We start from the raw sequence: 13862 nt of genomic DNA on the forward strand, positions 1-13862 counted from the left end.
ATTTGACATGTTGGAGTTTGATACAAATTTAGATTCATTAGCAACCATAAAAGTTATCGGTGTCGGTGGCGGCGGAAACAACGCAGTCAACCGTATGATTGAGCATGGCGTCCAGGGTGTTGAATTTATTGCCGTAAATACAGACGCACAGGCTCTTAATCTATCAAAAGCCGAGATTAAGATGCAAATCGGCGGGAAACTGACGAGGGGACTTGGCGCAGGAGCCAACCCTGAAGTTGGTAAGAAAGCTGCAGAAGAAAGTAAAGAGCAAATCGAAGAAGCATTAAGAGGGGCGGACATGGTTTTCGTAACCGCAGGTATGGGAGGCGGTACCGGTACAGGTGCGGCACCTGTCATTGCTCAGATCGCACGTGAAATCGGTGCGCTGACGGTCGGTGTTGTGACCCGTCCTTTCACCTTCGAGGGCCGCAAGCGTTCAAATCAGGCAAGCGGCGGGATCGCTGCCATGAAGGAAGGCGTGGATACGTTAATCGTCATTCCTAATGACAGACTTCTTGAAATCGTTGACAAGAGCACCCCGATGCTTGAAGCATTCAGGGAAGCGGATAACGTCCTCCGACAAGGTGTACAGGGTATTTCCGATCTTATCGCAACACCTGGATTGATCAACCTTGATTTTGCAGACGTTAAAACAATCATGTCCAACAAAGGTTCCGCTTTAATGGGGATCGGAGCGGCATCAGGGGAGAATCGTGCTGCCGAAGCGGCTAAAAAAGCTGTCTCCAGCCCATTGCTTGAAACATCAATCGATGGTGCCCAAGGTGTTTTGATGAATATCACCGGCGGTACAAGCCTGAGCCTGTATGAAGTTCAGGAAGCTGCAGATATCGTTGCTTCTGCATCCGACCAGGATGTTAACATGATTTTCGGTTCAGTCATCAACGAAGACTTAAAAGATGATATCATAGTAACTGTCATCGCAACAGGATTTAATGAAGAAGTATTACAGGCACCGAAACAGACACGTCCTACATTTGGCGGTGTAAAGCCGAATCCTGCTCCAACAGGACAGCAGGTTAAGCGTGAACAGCCAAAACGTGAGGAAACTCAACAACAGGAACCTGTACGCTCTTCATCCAATAATCAGGGTGCCGAGGAAACACTTGATATTCCTACATTCCTTCGCAACCGAAACAGAAGACGATAATCACTGTTTGACTCGACTGAGTTCAGTTAAATAACTTTCAAAAAAAAGACCCCAGTTCAGGGGTCTTTTTTTTGTTTCCTCCATTTACTCTGTCTTTTTAAATCGTTCAAAGATGAAGTGACATATTTCGTTTCTTTCTCTTAAAAGTTTTCCGTCCTCCCATACATAAAATGACAAACTTTTAGAGGGGATGTACGATATACTTCCTATAAGTCAATCAGTTTTAATTGAGGCATAGGACTAGATGAAGTTTAAGGAGGGCAGGAATTGACCTTATATTTAGATGTCATCTGGCTGCTGAATGTATGTGTGGATTTTATATTGCTATGGCTAACAGGCTTGATCCTCAAGAGACAATATGCTCTGTGGAGAATTGCGATAGGGAGTTTAATAGGTTCCGCCATCATCATTCTTTCGTTTTCTCCCTATGCATTTCTGGTAGGAAATCCTCTGGTTAAACTGTTATTTTCTTTGGTCATGGTATATTCTTCATTCGGGTTTAAGAGACTTCGTTACTTCTTGACAAATCTTCTCATGTTTTATTTCGTTACGTTCTTAACAGGTGGAATCCTTATCGGTGCACATTACTTCCTGACGTTTGACCCGGGTTCTAAAACGACTGTTCTGCTCGCAAGCATCAAGGGTTTTGGTGATCCGATCAGCTGGGTATTCGTCATGCTCTCCCTTCCTGTCGCGTGGTATTTTTCTAAAAGCAGGATGGACAGTGTGGAGTACGTAAAGATCCAATATGATCAGCTGGTGGATGTCTCTTTGAATATCGGTGCATTTGAATGGACCGTCAAAGGGTTAGTGGACAGCGGCAACCAGCTGCAGGACCCCATTTCCAAGGCTCCTGTCATGATCGTGTCGGTTTCCTCCTTAAAGGAAACTGTTCCGGAAGAGGTCATTTTGTTATGTGAAGAAGCTGAAGATATTTTCTCAGGTCAACGTAATCTGAACGAAGAGTGGTCAGACCGGCTTAGAATCATCCCGGCTCAGTCAGTCGGAAGGAAAAGTCAGCTGCTCGCAGCGATAAAACCCGACTCCATAACTCTAAAAGATCATGAATCTTCGTGGCCGGCACACGGACTAATCGTTTTCAGGAAAGAACCGCTTTCTGCGGATGAAAGTTTTGGAGCGATCGTACATCCGAGGATGGCTGCCGGTAAGCCGGTACAGAATGTTTCGTAATTCGAATACTACTACTATACTCACATTCTAAAGAAATAGAAGGGGGAACAACGATGAAAAAATTAAAAATCAAATTTTTATATGTCTGGTACAAATTATTAATCAAGCTTGGTATAAAAACAGATGAAATTTACTACATAGGAGGCAGTGAGGCCCTGCCTCCCCCACTTAGTAAAGAAGAAGAACAAGTACTTCTGAATAAATTACCTAATGGTGATAAAGCAGCACGATCACTTCTTATAGAACGGAACCTGAGATTAGTCGTATACATTGCAAGGAAATTCGAGAATACCGGGATTAATATTGAGGACTTGATCAGTATAGGAACGATTGGCCTGATCAAAGCAGTCAATACCTTCAATCCTGAAAAAAAGATCAAACTAGCTACTTATGCCTCAAGATGCATTGAAAATGAAATACTTATGTATTTAAGAAGAAACAATAAAATCCGGTCGGAAGTTTCTTTTGATGAGCCCCTTAATATTGATTGGGACGGCAATGAATTACTGCTATCAGATGTTCTCGGGACAGATGAAGATATTATTACAAAAGACCTGGAAGCGACTGTGGATAAAAAGTTGTTGTTTAATGCGCTCCACCAGCTGTCAGATCGGGAAAAACAAATCATGGAACTGAGGTTCGGCCTTATGGGGGAAGAAGAAAAAACCCAGAAAGATGTAGCTGATATGCTGGGAATTTCCCAATCGTATATTTCCAGGCTGGAGAAAAGGATCATCAAAAGATTGAAGAAAGAGTTTAATAAAATGGTGTAAAAGACAGGGCTGACTTTTAATGAAAAGTCAGCTTTTTTGATTGTTAAAATAAAAAATTTCGTGTGTTTTTTTCTAGTATTTGTAAGGGGTTTTAAGAAATTCATGAGCAGACCGTCCGGATGAAATGCATATTTTTCCTCTTCAAGGAAATACTGAATTTTGTACAACAGCTCCTGCAAGGAGGGGAAAGAATGACACGAAATAAAGTTGAGATTTGCGGTGTAGATACTTCAAAATTACCAGTATTGAAGAATGAAGAAATGAGAGTGCTGTTCAAACAAATGCAAGCTGGTGATATATCAGCAAGAGAGAAGCTTGTGAATGGTAATTTACGTCTCGTCTTAAGTGTAATTCAACGCTTTAACAACCGTGGTGAGTATGTTGATGACTTGTTTCAAGTCGGATGTATCGGTTTGATGAAGTCAATCGATAACTTTGATTTAGGTCAAAATGTACGATTCTCCACCTATGCAGTACCGATGATCATCGGAGAGATTCGCCGCTACCTGCGCGACAATAACCCTATACGTGTATCGAGATCTCTGCGCGATATAGCTTATAAGGCCCTGCAAGTAAGGGAAAAGCTGATGGGTGAAACGTCCAAAGAACCGACAGCTGAGGAAATTGCCAAGGTTCTGGATGTACCGCATGAAGAGATTGTCTTTGCGCTCGATGCCATCCAGGATCCGGTTTCACTATTTGAGCCAATATATAATGATGGGGGAGATCCTATCTTTGTAATGGACCAGCTTAGTGATGAACGGAACCGTGACTTTCATTGGATCGAAGAAATCGCATTGCAGGAAGGTATGCGTAGACTGAATGACAGGGAAAAGCTGATTATCAGTAAACGCTTTTTCCAAGGAAAAACACAGATGGAAGTGGCTGACGAAATCGGGATTTCACAAGCTCAAGTATCCCGATTAGAAAAAGCAGCCATAAAACAAATGAATAAGAATATCCAATAAGAGAAAAACATGAGAAAAATGGAACCTCTCATGGACAATCGAGAAAGGCAGATCCTTAATTCCCGGGTCTGCCTTTCTTTTTCCTGCATACAATATAATACGGTGCAAAATGTTTACACCTAGGTGCAAAATGTTTACACCTAGGTGCAAAATGTTTACACCTAGGTGCAAAATGATTACACCTTGGTGCAAACATTTTGCACTCTATGCCATTCAAAAGCATGCGGGAGGGGAATCGCTTGGTACGAATTTCTGAATTCCAAGTCAAGGATGTTGTCAATATATCGGATGGGAAAAAACTGGGGAACATAGGAGATATTGAAATCAATCTGGATACAGGCAGGATTGAAGCAATCGTAATTGGAACCGGCGGCAAGTTATTAGGGTTCTTTGGCAAGGAAGAAGATGTTGTCATTCCTTGGAAAAGTATCGTGAAAATCGGGGAAGACGTCATCCTTGTTCGACATAAAGAGAGTCACTATGTACAGGGACAACTTGAGGAACCTAAAGAATCTCCTTGAAAAATGACGAATATTCAGTATCTGTGGTACACTTATAAAAAAAAGAAGGAGATTCACTCGTGTCTATTGATCCTTTTTATAAAGAAACGGAATCCATCTATACCATCAAGACCTGGACTGATGTTATCCCGGGGCTGAAAGCAGGAATCACTTCCAGACATGGCGGGGAAAGCAAAGGGAGCTATACGTCTTTGAATATGGGACTGCATGTTGGTGATGAAAGCTCCGATGTGCTGAAGAATAGGGAAAAGATAGCCCAATCCCTTCAATTCCCATTAGACACCTGGGCAGCTGCAGAACAGACCCATGGAAGCAGGGTTCATGAAGTCATTCCTTTGGAGCGCGGAATGGGAAGCACCTCATATTCCACGTGTATAAAGGACACGGATGGTTTTATTACAAGCCATAAAAATATTTTACTGACGATGTGTTATGCAGATTGTGTGCCTCTCTATTTCCTTGACAAACATACCGGTCTGATCGGTGTGGCCCACGCAGGCTGGAAGGGGACAGCAGGAGAAATCGGGCCGGCAATGATACACGGATTCATTGCAAGAGGTTCACGGGTCAGCGATATTGAAGCCGTCATTGGCCCCTCGGTATGCCGGAATTGCTATGTTGTTGATGACAGGGTGTTGGATGCAATAAAAAAAGTACTAGAAGATGGGAACGACTTACCCTATAATTTAAAGGAAGAGGGACAGTATCATCTGGATTTGAAAGAAGTCAACAGACTTTTGCTGCTTCAAAGCGGTCTGGATGAAAAACAGATCCATACTTCTGGTTATTGTTCTTCCTGCAGCGATGATTTTTATTCCTTTCGGAGAGATGAGGGGAAAACAGGAAGAATGATGAGTTTTATCGGCTGGAAGGAGTTATGAAATGAAAGTAGCAGAAAAACTGGAAATGATAAATAATCAAATAATCAAAGCTTGCTCTAAAGTTGCAAGAGATCCCGATGAAATCAATATTGTTGCTGTAACCAAATATGTTTCGATCAAAAGAGCTGAAGAAGCCGTTCAGGCAGGTTTGATTCACTTGGGTGAAAACAGGGACTCGGGACTCATGGAGAAATGGGAAGTATTAAAAGGTGAACCACAATGGCATTTCATCGGTACACTGCAATCGAGGAAGGTCAAAAATATTATTGATAAAGTTTCATACATACATTCTTTGGACAGGCTTTCCCTAGCCAAGGAAATCCACAAAAGAGCGGATAGGCCCGTGTCTTGTTTCGTTCAGGTGAATGTATCCGGAGAGGATTCGAAACATGGCATGGATCCGCAGGAAGTAGCGGGGTTCATCAGGAATCTGGAAGATTACCCTAATATCAAGGTGGTCGGATTGATGACAATGGCGCCTCATACAGATGATGAGAATTTCCTGAGAAAATGCTTCCGCTCGTTAAGGGAACTTCAGGAGCACATACATTCCATGGAATTACCATATGCACCATGTACAGAGCTATCAATGGGGATGAGTAATGATTATACAATTGCTATTGAAGAAGGAGCCACTTTTATCCGTATTGGATCAGCGTTAGTTGGAAATGACTGAGAGGGGATGTACGCAAATGGGCATAAAATCAAAATTGAAAACGTTCTTTTTATTGGATGAGGAAGAATATGATTATGAAGAAGATGAAAGATACGAAGAGGAATTCGAGGAGAAGAAGAAAATGAAAACTCAACCCGCTGCGCAAACAAAACAAAATGTAGTCAGCCTTCAAAGCGTGCAGAAATCCTCAAAGGTGATACTTGTGGAACCAAGGGTTTATGCAGAAGCACAGGAAATTGCCGACCATCTGAAAAATAGAAGGTCCGTCCTTGTGAATCTTCAAAGAATCCAGCACGATCAGGCTAAGCGTATCGTTGATTTCCTGAGTGGTACAGTTTATGCGATAGGCGGGGACATTCAGCGTGTAGGCATGGATATTTTCCTCTGTACACCGGATAATGTGGAAGTGAGCGGGAACATTTCGGAGTTCTTAAAAGAAGAAGACATATCTGATTCAAGGTGGTAATGTAAATTATGGCATTCGTTTTTGACGTTTTATCTACACTCATTCAGCTTTATTCATGGGCATTAATCATCTATATATTAATGTCATGGTTCCCTAACGCCAGGGAATCATCCATTGGACAATTTCTTGCGAGGATCTGTGAACCATACCTAGAACCGTTCAGACGTTTCGTGCCTCCGCTTGGAATGATCGATATTTCGCCAATCGTCGCATTCATTGTCTTGAATTTGGCTCAGATGGGCCTTCGCCAATTATTCTTTTGGTTCATCTAGATTTTTGTAAAATGGTAAAGAGCTGAAACATACAGACCGGTTTCAGCTCTTTTATTTTGCCGCTGATGCATCTTAAACAATAGAGGGAAGTGAAATGATGTCCATTTATCAACATTTCAGGCAGGAAGAAAAAGAATTTGTCGATGGGGTACTTGAATGGAGAGAACAGGTGGAAAACCAATACGCACCAAAGCGGACTGATTTTCTTGACCCCAGGCAGCAGCATATCATTCAGTCAATCGTCGGGCAGAATGAAGAGGTGAAACTCTCCTTTTATCCAGAGGGTACGGAGAGAAAAAGGGCGCTTTTGTATCCCTCCTATTTCCAACCTCAGGAAGAAGATTATGGTATACGTTTATTTGAGATTGAGTACCCGGGCAAGTTTGTTACAATAGAACACAAGCACGTTTTGGGAAGCATCATGTCACTCGGGCTGAAACGTGAGAAATTCGGAGATATCCTTGCAGCCGGCCAGAAGCTCCAGCTGTTACTGGCTGAAGAAATATCAGAGTATGTCAGGCTGGAATTAACACAGATCGGGAAAGCAACGGTGACCTTGCAGGAAGTCCCGATGACTGATCTGATTGAGACGATGGAAGAATGGCAGGAGAAGGTGACGACCGTAAGTTCACTGAGGCTCGATGCGGTTATGGCTGCAATTTATAATATTTCACGTCAGAAAGCCCAGACTTTTATCAAAAGCAATCTTGTGAAACTGAATTGGAAAGTCACCGAAAATGCATCCATTGAAGTAGAAGCGGGGGATGTTATATCGGTAAGGGGGTTCGGCAGAAGTAAGCTGATCTCGATCGAAGGAAGAACAAAACGCGAAAAATGGCGCATTTCTTTGGGGATTTTGAAATAATTTAAAGAAAAATAAAGGGATTTCCCCACATACTGTCGAAATTTTAGTTATAATGAAAATGTAATTCACCAAGTACTGGAGGTGGCTCCCATGCCTTTAACGCCGTTAGATATACATAACAAGGAATTCAGTCGCGGTTTTCGCGGCTACGATGAGGATGAGGTCAATGAATTTTTAGACCAGATCATTAAAGATTATGAGATCCTTATCCGTGAAAAGAAAGAAACCGAGGAACGGTTGAATGCGTTAAATGAACGTTTAGGTCATTTTACAACGATTGAGGAAACCCTCAATAAATCCATTGTCATCGCTCAAGAAGCAGGGGAAGAAGTAAAACGGAACGCTACTAAGGAAGCGAAATTGATCATCAAAGAAGCAGAAAAAAATGCTGACAGGATTGTCAATGAATCATTGTCAAAAGCCAGAAAGATTGCGATTGAAATCGAAGAACTTAAGAAACAGTCAAAAGTTTTCCGTACACGCTTCAAAATGCTGATCGAAGCTCAGCTCGATCTTCTGGGAACGGACGATTGGGATAAGCTGATGGAATTCGATTTGGATGCCACTGAATTAAAAACTTTGAAAGAAGAAGAGACACTGTCTTGACGAAAGCTGCGTTCTTTTCATATAATTGAAAAATAATCTAATTTGCCATAATAAAAGCTGGGATAGGGACAGTACGTTTCTACTTTTTATCCTATATAGCGAGCCGGGGATGGTGGAAGCCCGGTAAGGAGATAGATGCGGAAGATCACCCTTGAGCTCCATGCATGAAATTATCCATCGAACCGGGATAACTAGTGTTTGGCGTTTATTCACGTTACGAATGAAACGAGTGAAAATATCCCGTTGGATATTTTTATGAGGGTGGTACCGCGGGAAAGCTTTCTCGTCCCTTTTCAGGGATGAGAAAGCTTTTTTGTTGTTCTGATATGATTAAACACGTACGAAAGTAGAAAAAATGGCAATAACGATCATGCTGAAGGAGGATATAGCTATGGAATATAAAGAAACATTATTAATGCCGAAAACAGAGTTCCCGATGAGAGGGAACCTGCCTAAAAGAGAACCCGAAACACAACAGAAGTGGGAAGAGATGGATATTTATAAGAAGGTACAAGAACGCACACAGGGACGTCCTCTGTTTGTCCTTCACGACGGTCCTCCCTATGCAAATGGGAACCTCCACATGGGGCATGCCCTGAATAAGATCTTGAAGGACTTTATCGTACGATACAAATCGATGAACGGATTCCACGCACCATATGTGCCGGGATGGGATACGCACGGTCTTCCAATCGAGCAGGCACTTACGAATAAAGGGGTAAAAAGAAAAGAAATGACCGTTGCGGAATTCCGTAAGTTATGTGAAGAATACGCATATGAGCAAGTTGATATCCAACGAACTCAATTCAAACAGCTTGGCGTCCGCGGAGACTGGGAAAATCCTTATATTACGTTAAAACCTGAATACGAGGCACAGCAAATCAAGGTGTTCGGTGATATGGCGAAAAAAGGATATATTTATAAGGGAAAAAAACCTGTATACTGGTCTCCTTCCAGTGAATCCGCTCTGGCAGAAGCTGAAATTGAATACCAGGATAAGCGGTCCCCGTCCATTTATGTTGGATTCAATGTGACTGATGGAAATGGAATCCTGGAAGAAGGAACTCAGTTCATTATCTGGACGACAACCCCGTGGACGATTCCGGCGAATCTTGGGATCGCGGTTCATCAGGATCTCACATACGTAGTAGTATCAATCAATGACAACTCCTATGTAGTAGCCGAAGATCTACTTGAGGATGTTGCAGAAACCCTCGAATGGGCAGATTACAATGTAACGAAAAAAGTCAAAGGCGCCGAACTTGAGCGTTTGAAAGCGAAACATCCGCTTTATGACCGTGAATCACTTGTAATCCTTGGTGATCATGTTACAACAGACTCAGGTACAGGCTGTGTACACACTGCTCCGGGTCATGGGGAAGACGACTTCCTTGTCGGTAAAAAGTACGGATTGGACGTCTTGTGCCCTGTCGACGATAAGGGTGTAATGACTTCTGAAGCACCAGGATTTGAAGGTTTATTCTATGACAAAGCGAATAAACCTATTACTGAAAAGCTTGAGGAAGCCGGGGCATTATTGAAGCTGAACTTTATCACACACTCTTACCCTCATGACTGGCGTACGAAAAAGCCGGTTATCTTCAGAGCGACAGCACAATGGTTCGCATCAATTGATAAGTTCCGTGATGAGCTGCTGCAGGCTGTCAAGGATACGAAGTGGGTGCCAAACTGGGGTGAAACACGCCTCTTCAATATGGTAAGGGACCGCGGTGACTGGTGTATTTCAAGACAGCGTGCATGGGGCGTCCCAATCCCGGTATTCTACGCTGAAAACGGCGAGGAAATCATCACGGATGAAACGATTGATCATGTGTCTGCATTATTCAGCAAGCACGGTTCTAATATCTGGTTTGAGAAGGAAGCAAAGGATCTTCTGCCAGAAGGCTTCACTCATGAAGGAAGTCCGAATGGCCGGTTCACGAAAGAACAGGACATCATGGATGTGTGGTTTGACTCAGGTTCTTCGCACCAGGCAGTACTTGAAGCCCGTGATGACCTGCAGCGTCCTGCAGACCTTTACCTTGAGGGGTCCGATCAATATCGCGGCTGGTTCAACTCATCACTTACGACAGGTGTGGCGGTCACAGGAAAAGCACCTTATAAAGGGGTACTGAGCCACGGATTCGCACTTGACGGAGAAGGAAGAAAGATGAGTAAATCACTTGGAAACGTAGTAGTACCGGAAAAAGTCATGAAACAGCTCGGTGCGGATATCCTCCGCCTATGGGTGGCTTCAGTTGATTATCAATCAGATGTACGCGTATCTGATCCGATTTTAAAACAAGTGGCTGAAGTATACAGGAAGATCCGCAATACGTATCGATTCCTCCTCGGTAACCTGGCTGACTTCGATCCAAAAGCCAATAAAGTATCATATGAGGATCTTCGTGAAGTTGATCAGTTCATGATGGTCAAACTGAATGACCTGGTCAAAAATGTGAAGAAATCATATGACAATTATGAATTTGCAAGCATCTACCATGCGGTCAACAACTTCTGTACTTTGGATTTAAGCTCATTCTATCTAGATTTTGCAAAAGATGTCCTGTACATCGAAGCTGAAGATAACTATGAGAGAAGAGCGATGCAGACTGTGTTATATGAAGCGTTGGTTGTTCTTGCGAAATTGATGTCACCGATTCTTTCTCATACAACAGACGAAGTGTGGGCTCATGTCCCTGGAGTAGAAGGAGAAAGTGTACAATTAACGGATATGCCTGAATGGAAGGAAATCCCTAATGCCGAAGAGCTTAAAACAAAATGGAACGCATTCCTTGAAATTCGTGATGATGTATTAAAAGCTCTGGAAGAAGCGCGTAATCAAAAGGTGATCGGAAAATCATTAACGGCAAAAGTGACTCTTTACGTAAATGATGAAACTCAATCTTTACTTAACTCCATTTCAGAGGATCTGAAACAATTATTCATCGTTTCAGCCATAGAAGTCGGCGGTGAAGCAGCTGATGCACCTGAACATGCATTGACAGTCGGACAAAACAAGATTGTCGTCGAAAAAGCTGAAGGCGAAACATGTGCCCGCTGCTGGGTAGTCACTCCGACAGTAGGGGAAGACAAAGATCACCCCGAACTATGCACGCGTTGTGCTTCCGTAGTAAAAGAAAATTATTCTCATCTAGCATAAAATATATGTTAGTGATTGGAAAATAAAGTGTCTTGGTCTTAGCAAAACCCTAACTAATTTGCCTCAGGTATGCAAAATAGTTAGGGTTTTTTGTTTAAATGTACAGTTAAATGTTAGCTCTTTCCAGCGGTTGATTGGAGTGCAAGACGAAGACTCCTGCGGGTAGAGTAGCTTATAAGAAAAGCGAAAGGGCTTTGTTCAGAGGCGGGGGGCATAAGACGAGGCGGCCTGGAAGGCGCTCTTTGCCTTCTTGGCCGGTTTGGCTTATGACCTGTGCCTCTAAGCCCTGCAGCTGGACAGGTGAGACCCCGCAGGAGTGCAAGCTCTGAGGAGGCTCACGGGCTACCCGCGGAAAGCGAAGTCTTGCACGGAAATCATTAGCGGAATTGCAACAGAACCATTTATGTTTTGGCTTTATTAAGCATGAAATCATTGACATATTTCTCTAAATAGCGCTGTTATGTCATTGAACGGCCCAATTCCATAATTACTATATCTTGCAAGACAACTTTATTTTTCTTTCCTCCATACTATAAATGGAGGGATCAAGATGACATATGACCGATACACATCCATCATTCAGGAATTGACAGCATCTTTAAAAGAGCTGGAGGCAAGTCGATCTCAACACCCGTTAATACAACATTTTATTAAAGAGGAAATTTCAGATGTGAAACACGCGCTTCATCTTGCTTCTCAGGATCGTTTCGGACTATGTGAGATGAGCGGTGAAGAAATTCCCTTTGACCTGATTAAGATGAACCCGACTGTTACTTCATTGCGAGAGGCTAATGAATGGAGACAATACGGGAAAATCCATGTGGGAAGGCAATCATAAAACCATCTTTTCTCGCGGATTAAGTGTCTTTATTCTTTTGTTTATGCTAAAATGCAAAGGTAATCATTTCTTACGATGTGGAGGTTGCCTTTGTGTTTTATTATTTAGTGGCTTTGGTTGTAATTGGATTGGATCAACTGACGAAGTGGTTGGTTGTGAAAAAGATGCAAGAAGGGGAAAGTATAGAAATCATTCAAAACGTTTTCTACTTGACTTCTCATCGGAATCAAGGTGCAGCATGGGGAATACTCCAGGGGCAAATGTGGTTTTTTTACATTATTACGTTAGTAGTAATTGTGGGAATTGTGTATTATATGCAGGTCCATGCGAAAGGTAAGGCTTTATTCAGTATAAGCCTCGCATTTATGCTTGGGGGGGCAATTGGAAACTTTATTGACCGTATCTTCCGAAAAGAAGTTGTCGATTTTTTAAATACATATATTTTTTCCTATGATTTTCCGATATTCAATATTGCCGATGCAGCATTGACAATCGGAGTGGCACTATTAATCATATACATGTATCTGGACGAACGAAAAGCAAAGAAGGAGAAACAAAATGGAAGTAATTCAACATATCATACAACAGAATGAGCAGGGTGAACGGATCGATAAGATAGTAAGCGGACTGAATAAAGAATGGTCCCGGTCACAGGTCCAGCAGTGGATCAAGGACGGACACATCAAAGTTGATGAAGAAAAGGTCAAGCCAAACTTTAAATGTCCTGCTGAATCAACAATCACAGTCACGATTCCAGAACCCGAGGGACTTGATGTCGAACCTGAGAATCTTCATCTGGATATCGCTTATGAGGATTCGGATGTCATTGTAGTGAATAAGCCAAAGGGGATGGTTGTCCATCCCGCACCGGGCCATTATTCCGGTACGATGGTGAATGGACTTATGTATCATTGTAAAGATCTTTCCGGTATCAATGGTGTATTAAGACCCGGAATCGTGCATCGGATCGATAAGGATACATCCGGTTTATTGATGGTTGCAAAAAATGACCTGGCACATGAACATCTGGTCAATCAGCTGGTGGCAAAGACGGTAACGAGAAAATATACAGCAATCGTCCACGGGACCATCCCTCATGAATACGGGACAATTGATGCTCCGATCGGCAGGGACCCCAAAGACCGCCAGAGTATGACGGTGGTGGACAATGGAAAGAATGCCGTCACTCACTTTAAAGTATTGGAGCGTTTCAAGGACTTTACATTGGTTCAGTGTGAACTCGAAACCGGCCGCACCCATCAAATTCGTGTCCATATGAAGTATATAGGTTATCCGCTCGCCGGAGACCCTAAATATGGTCCACGCAAAACGTTAAATATAAATGGACAGGCGCTCCATGCCGAAGTTCTCGGCTTCAACCACCCAAGGACTGAGGAATATATGGAATTCCAGGCTGAGCTTCCAAAGGAATTCGAGCAGTTGTTAGCACAGTTGAAAAATAACCATTGACAAA

The 13862-nt window shown here is 42.7% G+C and carries 15 protein-coding genes and 1 other annotated feature; all 15 genes read left to right on the plus strand.

Features of this window, described 5'->3' with window-relative positions:
* The first annotated feature begins 7 nt into the window (after positions 1–7).
* The 15 genes from ftsZ (at position 8) to ACKA06_RS03090 (ending at position 13858) form a co-directional block, all read left to right on the plus strand.
* A complete protein-coding gene (ftsZ, locus tag ACKA06_RS03020) occupies positions 8–1168 on the plus strand; it encodes a cell division protein FtsZ (protein WP_032088924.1) in 1161 nt (386 codons plus the stop codon).
* 267 nt (positions 1169–1435) lie between these two features.
* Entirely contained in the window at positions 1436–2359 is a 924-nt protein-coding gene (gene spoIIGA, locus ACKA06_RS03025; RefSeq protein ID WP_032088923.1) for a sigma-E processing peptidase SpoIIGA, read from the plus strand.
* Positions 2360–2412: 53 nt separating this feature from the next.
* Positions 2413–3132 carry an RNA polymerase sporulation sigma factor SigE gene (gene sigE / locus ACKA06_RS03030; protein ID WP_032088922.1) on the plus strand — a complete coding sequence of 240 codons (720 nt, stop codon included), beginning with the start codon at positions 2413–2415 and terminating at the stop codon, positions 3130–3132.
* Positions 3133–3323: 191 nt separating this feature from the next.
* Entirely contained in the window at positions 3324–4100 is a 777-nt protein-coding gene (gene sigG, locus ACKA06_RS03035) for an RNA polymerase sporulation sigma factor SigG (RefSeq protein WP_032088921.1), read from the plus strand.
* A 239-nt stretch (positions 4101–4339) separates the two neighbouring features.
* Positions 4340–4621, plus strand: coding sequence for a YlmC/YmxH family sporulation protein (locus ACKA06_RS03040; RefSeq protein ID WP_032088920.1), 282 nt, complete (start codon positions 4340–4342; stop codon positions 4619–4621).
* 59 nt (positions 4622–4680) lie between these two features.
* The gene (gene pgeF / locus ACKA06_RS03045; protein WP_231938032.1) at positions 4681–5502 is read left to right on the plus strand and encodes a peptidoglycan editing factor PgeF; all 822 of its coding nucleotides are present in this window, start codon (positions 4681–4683) and stop codon (positions 5500–5502) included.
* A 1-nt stretch (position 5503) separates the two neighbouring features.
* Positions 5504–6178 (plus strand): YggS family pyridoxal phosphate-dependent enzyme, encoded by a 675-nt coding sequence (locus tag ACKA06_RS03050; protein WP_032088919.1) that lies wholly within the window; start codon positions 5504–5506, stop codon positions 6176–6178.
* 16 nt (positions 6179–6194) lie between these two features.
* Positions 6195–6644 carry a cell division protein SepF gene (locus tag ACKA06_RS03055; protein ID WP_032088918.1) on the plus strand — a complete coding sequence of 150 codons (450 nt, stop codon included), beginning with the start codon at positions 6195–6197 and terminating at the stop codon, positions 6642–6644.
* Positions 6645–6652: 8 nt separating this feature from the next.
* Positions 6653–6916, plus strand: a complete 264-nt coding sequence (locus ACKA06_RS03060; RefSeq protein WP_032088917.1) for a YggT family protein — start codon at positions 6653–6655, stop codon at positions 6914–6916.
* Between the two features lie 97 nt (positions 6917–7013).
* The gene (locus ACKA06_RS03065; RefSeq protein ID WP_032088978.1) at positions 7014–7781 is read left to right on the plus strand and encodes a YlmH family RNA-binding protein; all 768 of its coding nucleotides are present in this window, start codon (positions 7014–7016) and stop codon (positions 7779–7781) included.
* Positions 7782–7871: 90 nt separating this feature from the next.
* Positions 7872–8387, plus strand: a complete 516-nt coding sequence (locus ACKA06_RS03070; protein WP_032088916.1) for a DivIVA domain-containing protein — start codon at positions 7872–7874, stop codon at positions 8385–8387.
* A 50-nt stretch (positions 8388–8437) separates the two neighbouring features.
* Positions 8438–8681 (plus strand) — a binding site (T-box leader).
* Positions 8682–8778: 97 nt separating this feature from the next.
* A complete protein-coding gene (ileS, locus tag ACKA06_RS03075) occupies positions 8779–11550 on the plus strand; it encodes an isoleucine--tRNA ligase (protein WP_032088915.1) in 2772 nt (923 codons plus the stop codon).
* 550 nt (positions 11551–12100) lie between these two features.
* Positions 12101–12388, plus strand: a complete 288-nt coding sequence (locus ACKA06_RS03080; RefSeq protein WP_032088914.1) for a hypothetical protein — start codon at positions 12101–12103, stop codon at positions 12386–12388.
* Between the two features lie 92 nt (positions 12389–12480).
* Positions 12481–12981: a signal peptidase II gene (gene lspA / locus ACKA06_RS03085; protein WP_058298372.1), complete on the plus strand. Its 501-nt coding sequence runs from the start codon at positions 12481–12483 to the stop codon at positions 12979–12981.
* A complete protein-coding gene (locus tag ACKA06_RS03090; RefSeq protein WP_411158997.1) occupies positions 12947–13858 on the plus strand; it encodes an RluA family pseudouridine synthase in 912 nt (303 codons plus the stop codon). The genes lspA and ACKA06_RS03090 overlap by 35 nt, the downstream gene beginning before the upstream one ends.
* Positions 13859–13862 lie beyond the last annotated feature (4 nt).

Origin of the sequence: Rossellomorea oryzaecorticis (genome assembly GCF_045897515.1) — a bacterium.
Taxonomy (GTDB): domain Bacteria; phylum Bacillota; class Bacilli; order Bacillales; family Bacillaceae_B; genus Rossellomorea; species Rossellomorea enclensis.

What these genes read in the sequence shown, in the direction of transcription:
- ftsZ (WP_032088924.1), top strand. Translation starts at nt 8, where the DNA reads ATGTTGGAGTTTGATACAAATTTAGATTCATTAGCAACCATAAAAGTT.
- sigE (WP_032088922.1), top strand. Translation starts at nt 2,413, where the DNA reads ATGAAAAAATTAAAAATCAAATTTTTATATGTCTGGTACAAATTATTA.
- sigG (WP_032088921.1), top strand. Translation starts at nt 3,324, where the DNA reads ATGACACGAAATAAAGTTGAGATTTGCGGTGTAGATACTTCAAAATTA.
- ACKA06_RS03050 (WP_032088919.1), top strand. Translation starts at nt 5,504, where the DNA reads ATGAAAGTAGCAGAAAAACTGGAAATGATAAATAATCAAATAATCAAA.
- ACKA06_RS03055 (WP_032088918.1), top strand. Translation starts at nt 6,195, where the DNA reads ATGGGCATAAAATCAAAATTGAAAACGTTCTTTTTATTGGATGAGGAA.
- ACKA06_RS03060 (WP_032088917.1), top strand. Translation starts at nt 6,653, where the DNA reads ATGGCATTCGTTTTTGACGTTTTATCTACACTCATTCAGCTTTATTCA.
- ACKA06_RS03065 (WP_032088978.1), top strand. Translation starts at nt 7,014, where the DNA reads ATGTCCATTTATCAACATTTCAGGCAGGAAGAAAAAGAATTTGTCGAT.
- ACKA06_RS03070 (WP_032088916.1), top strand. Translation starts at nt 7,872, where the DNA reads ATGCCTTTAACGCCGTTAGATATACATAACAAGGAATTCAGTCGCGGT.
- ileS (WP_032088915.1), top strand. Translation starts at nt 8,779, where the DNA reads ATGGAATATAAAGAAACATTATTAATGCCGAAAACAGAGTTCCCGATG.
- ACKA06_RS03080 (WP_032088914.1), top strand. Translation starts at nt 12,101, where the DNA reads ATGACATATGACCGATACACATCCATCATTCAGGAATTGACAGCATCT.
- ACKA06_RS03090 (WP_411158997.1), top strand. Translation starts at nt 12,947, where the DNA reads ATGGAAGTAATTCAACATATCATACAACAGAATGAGCAGGGTGAACGG.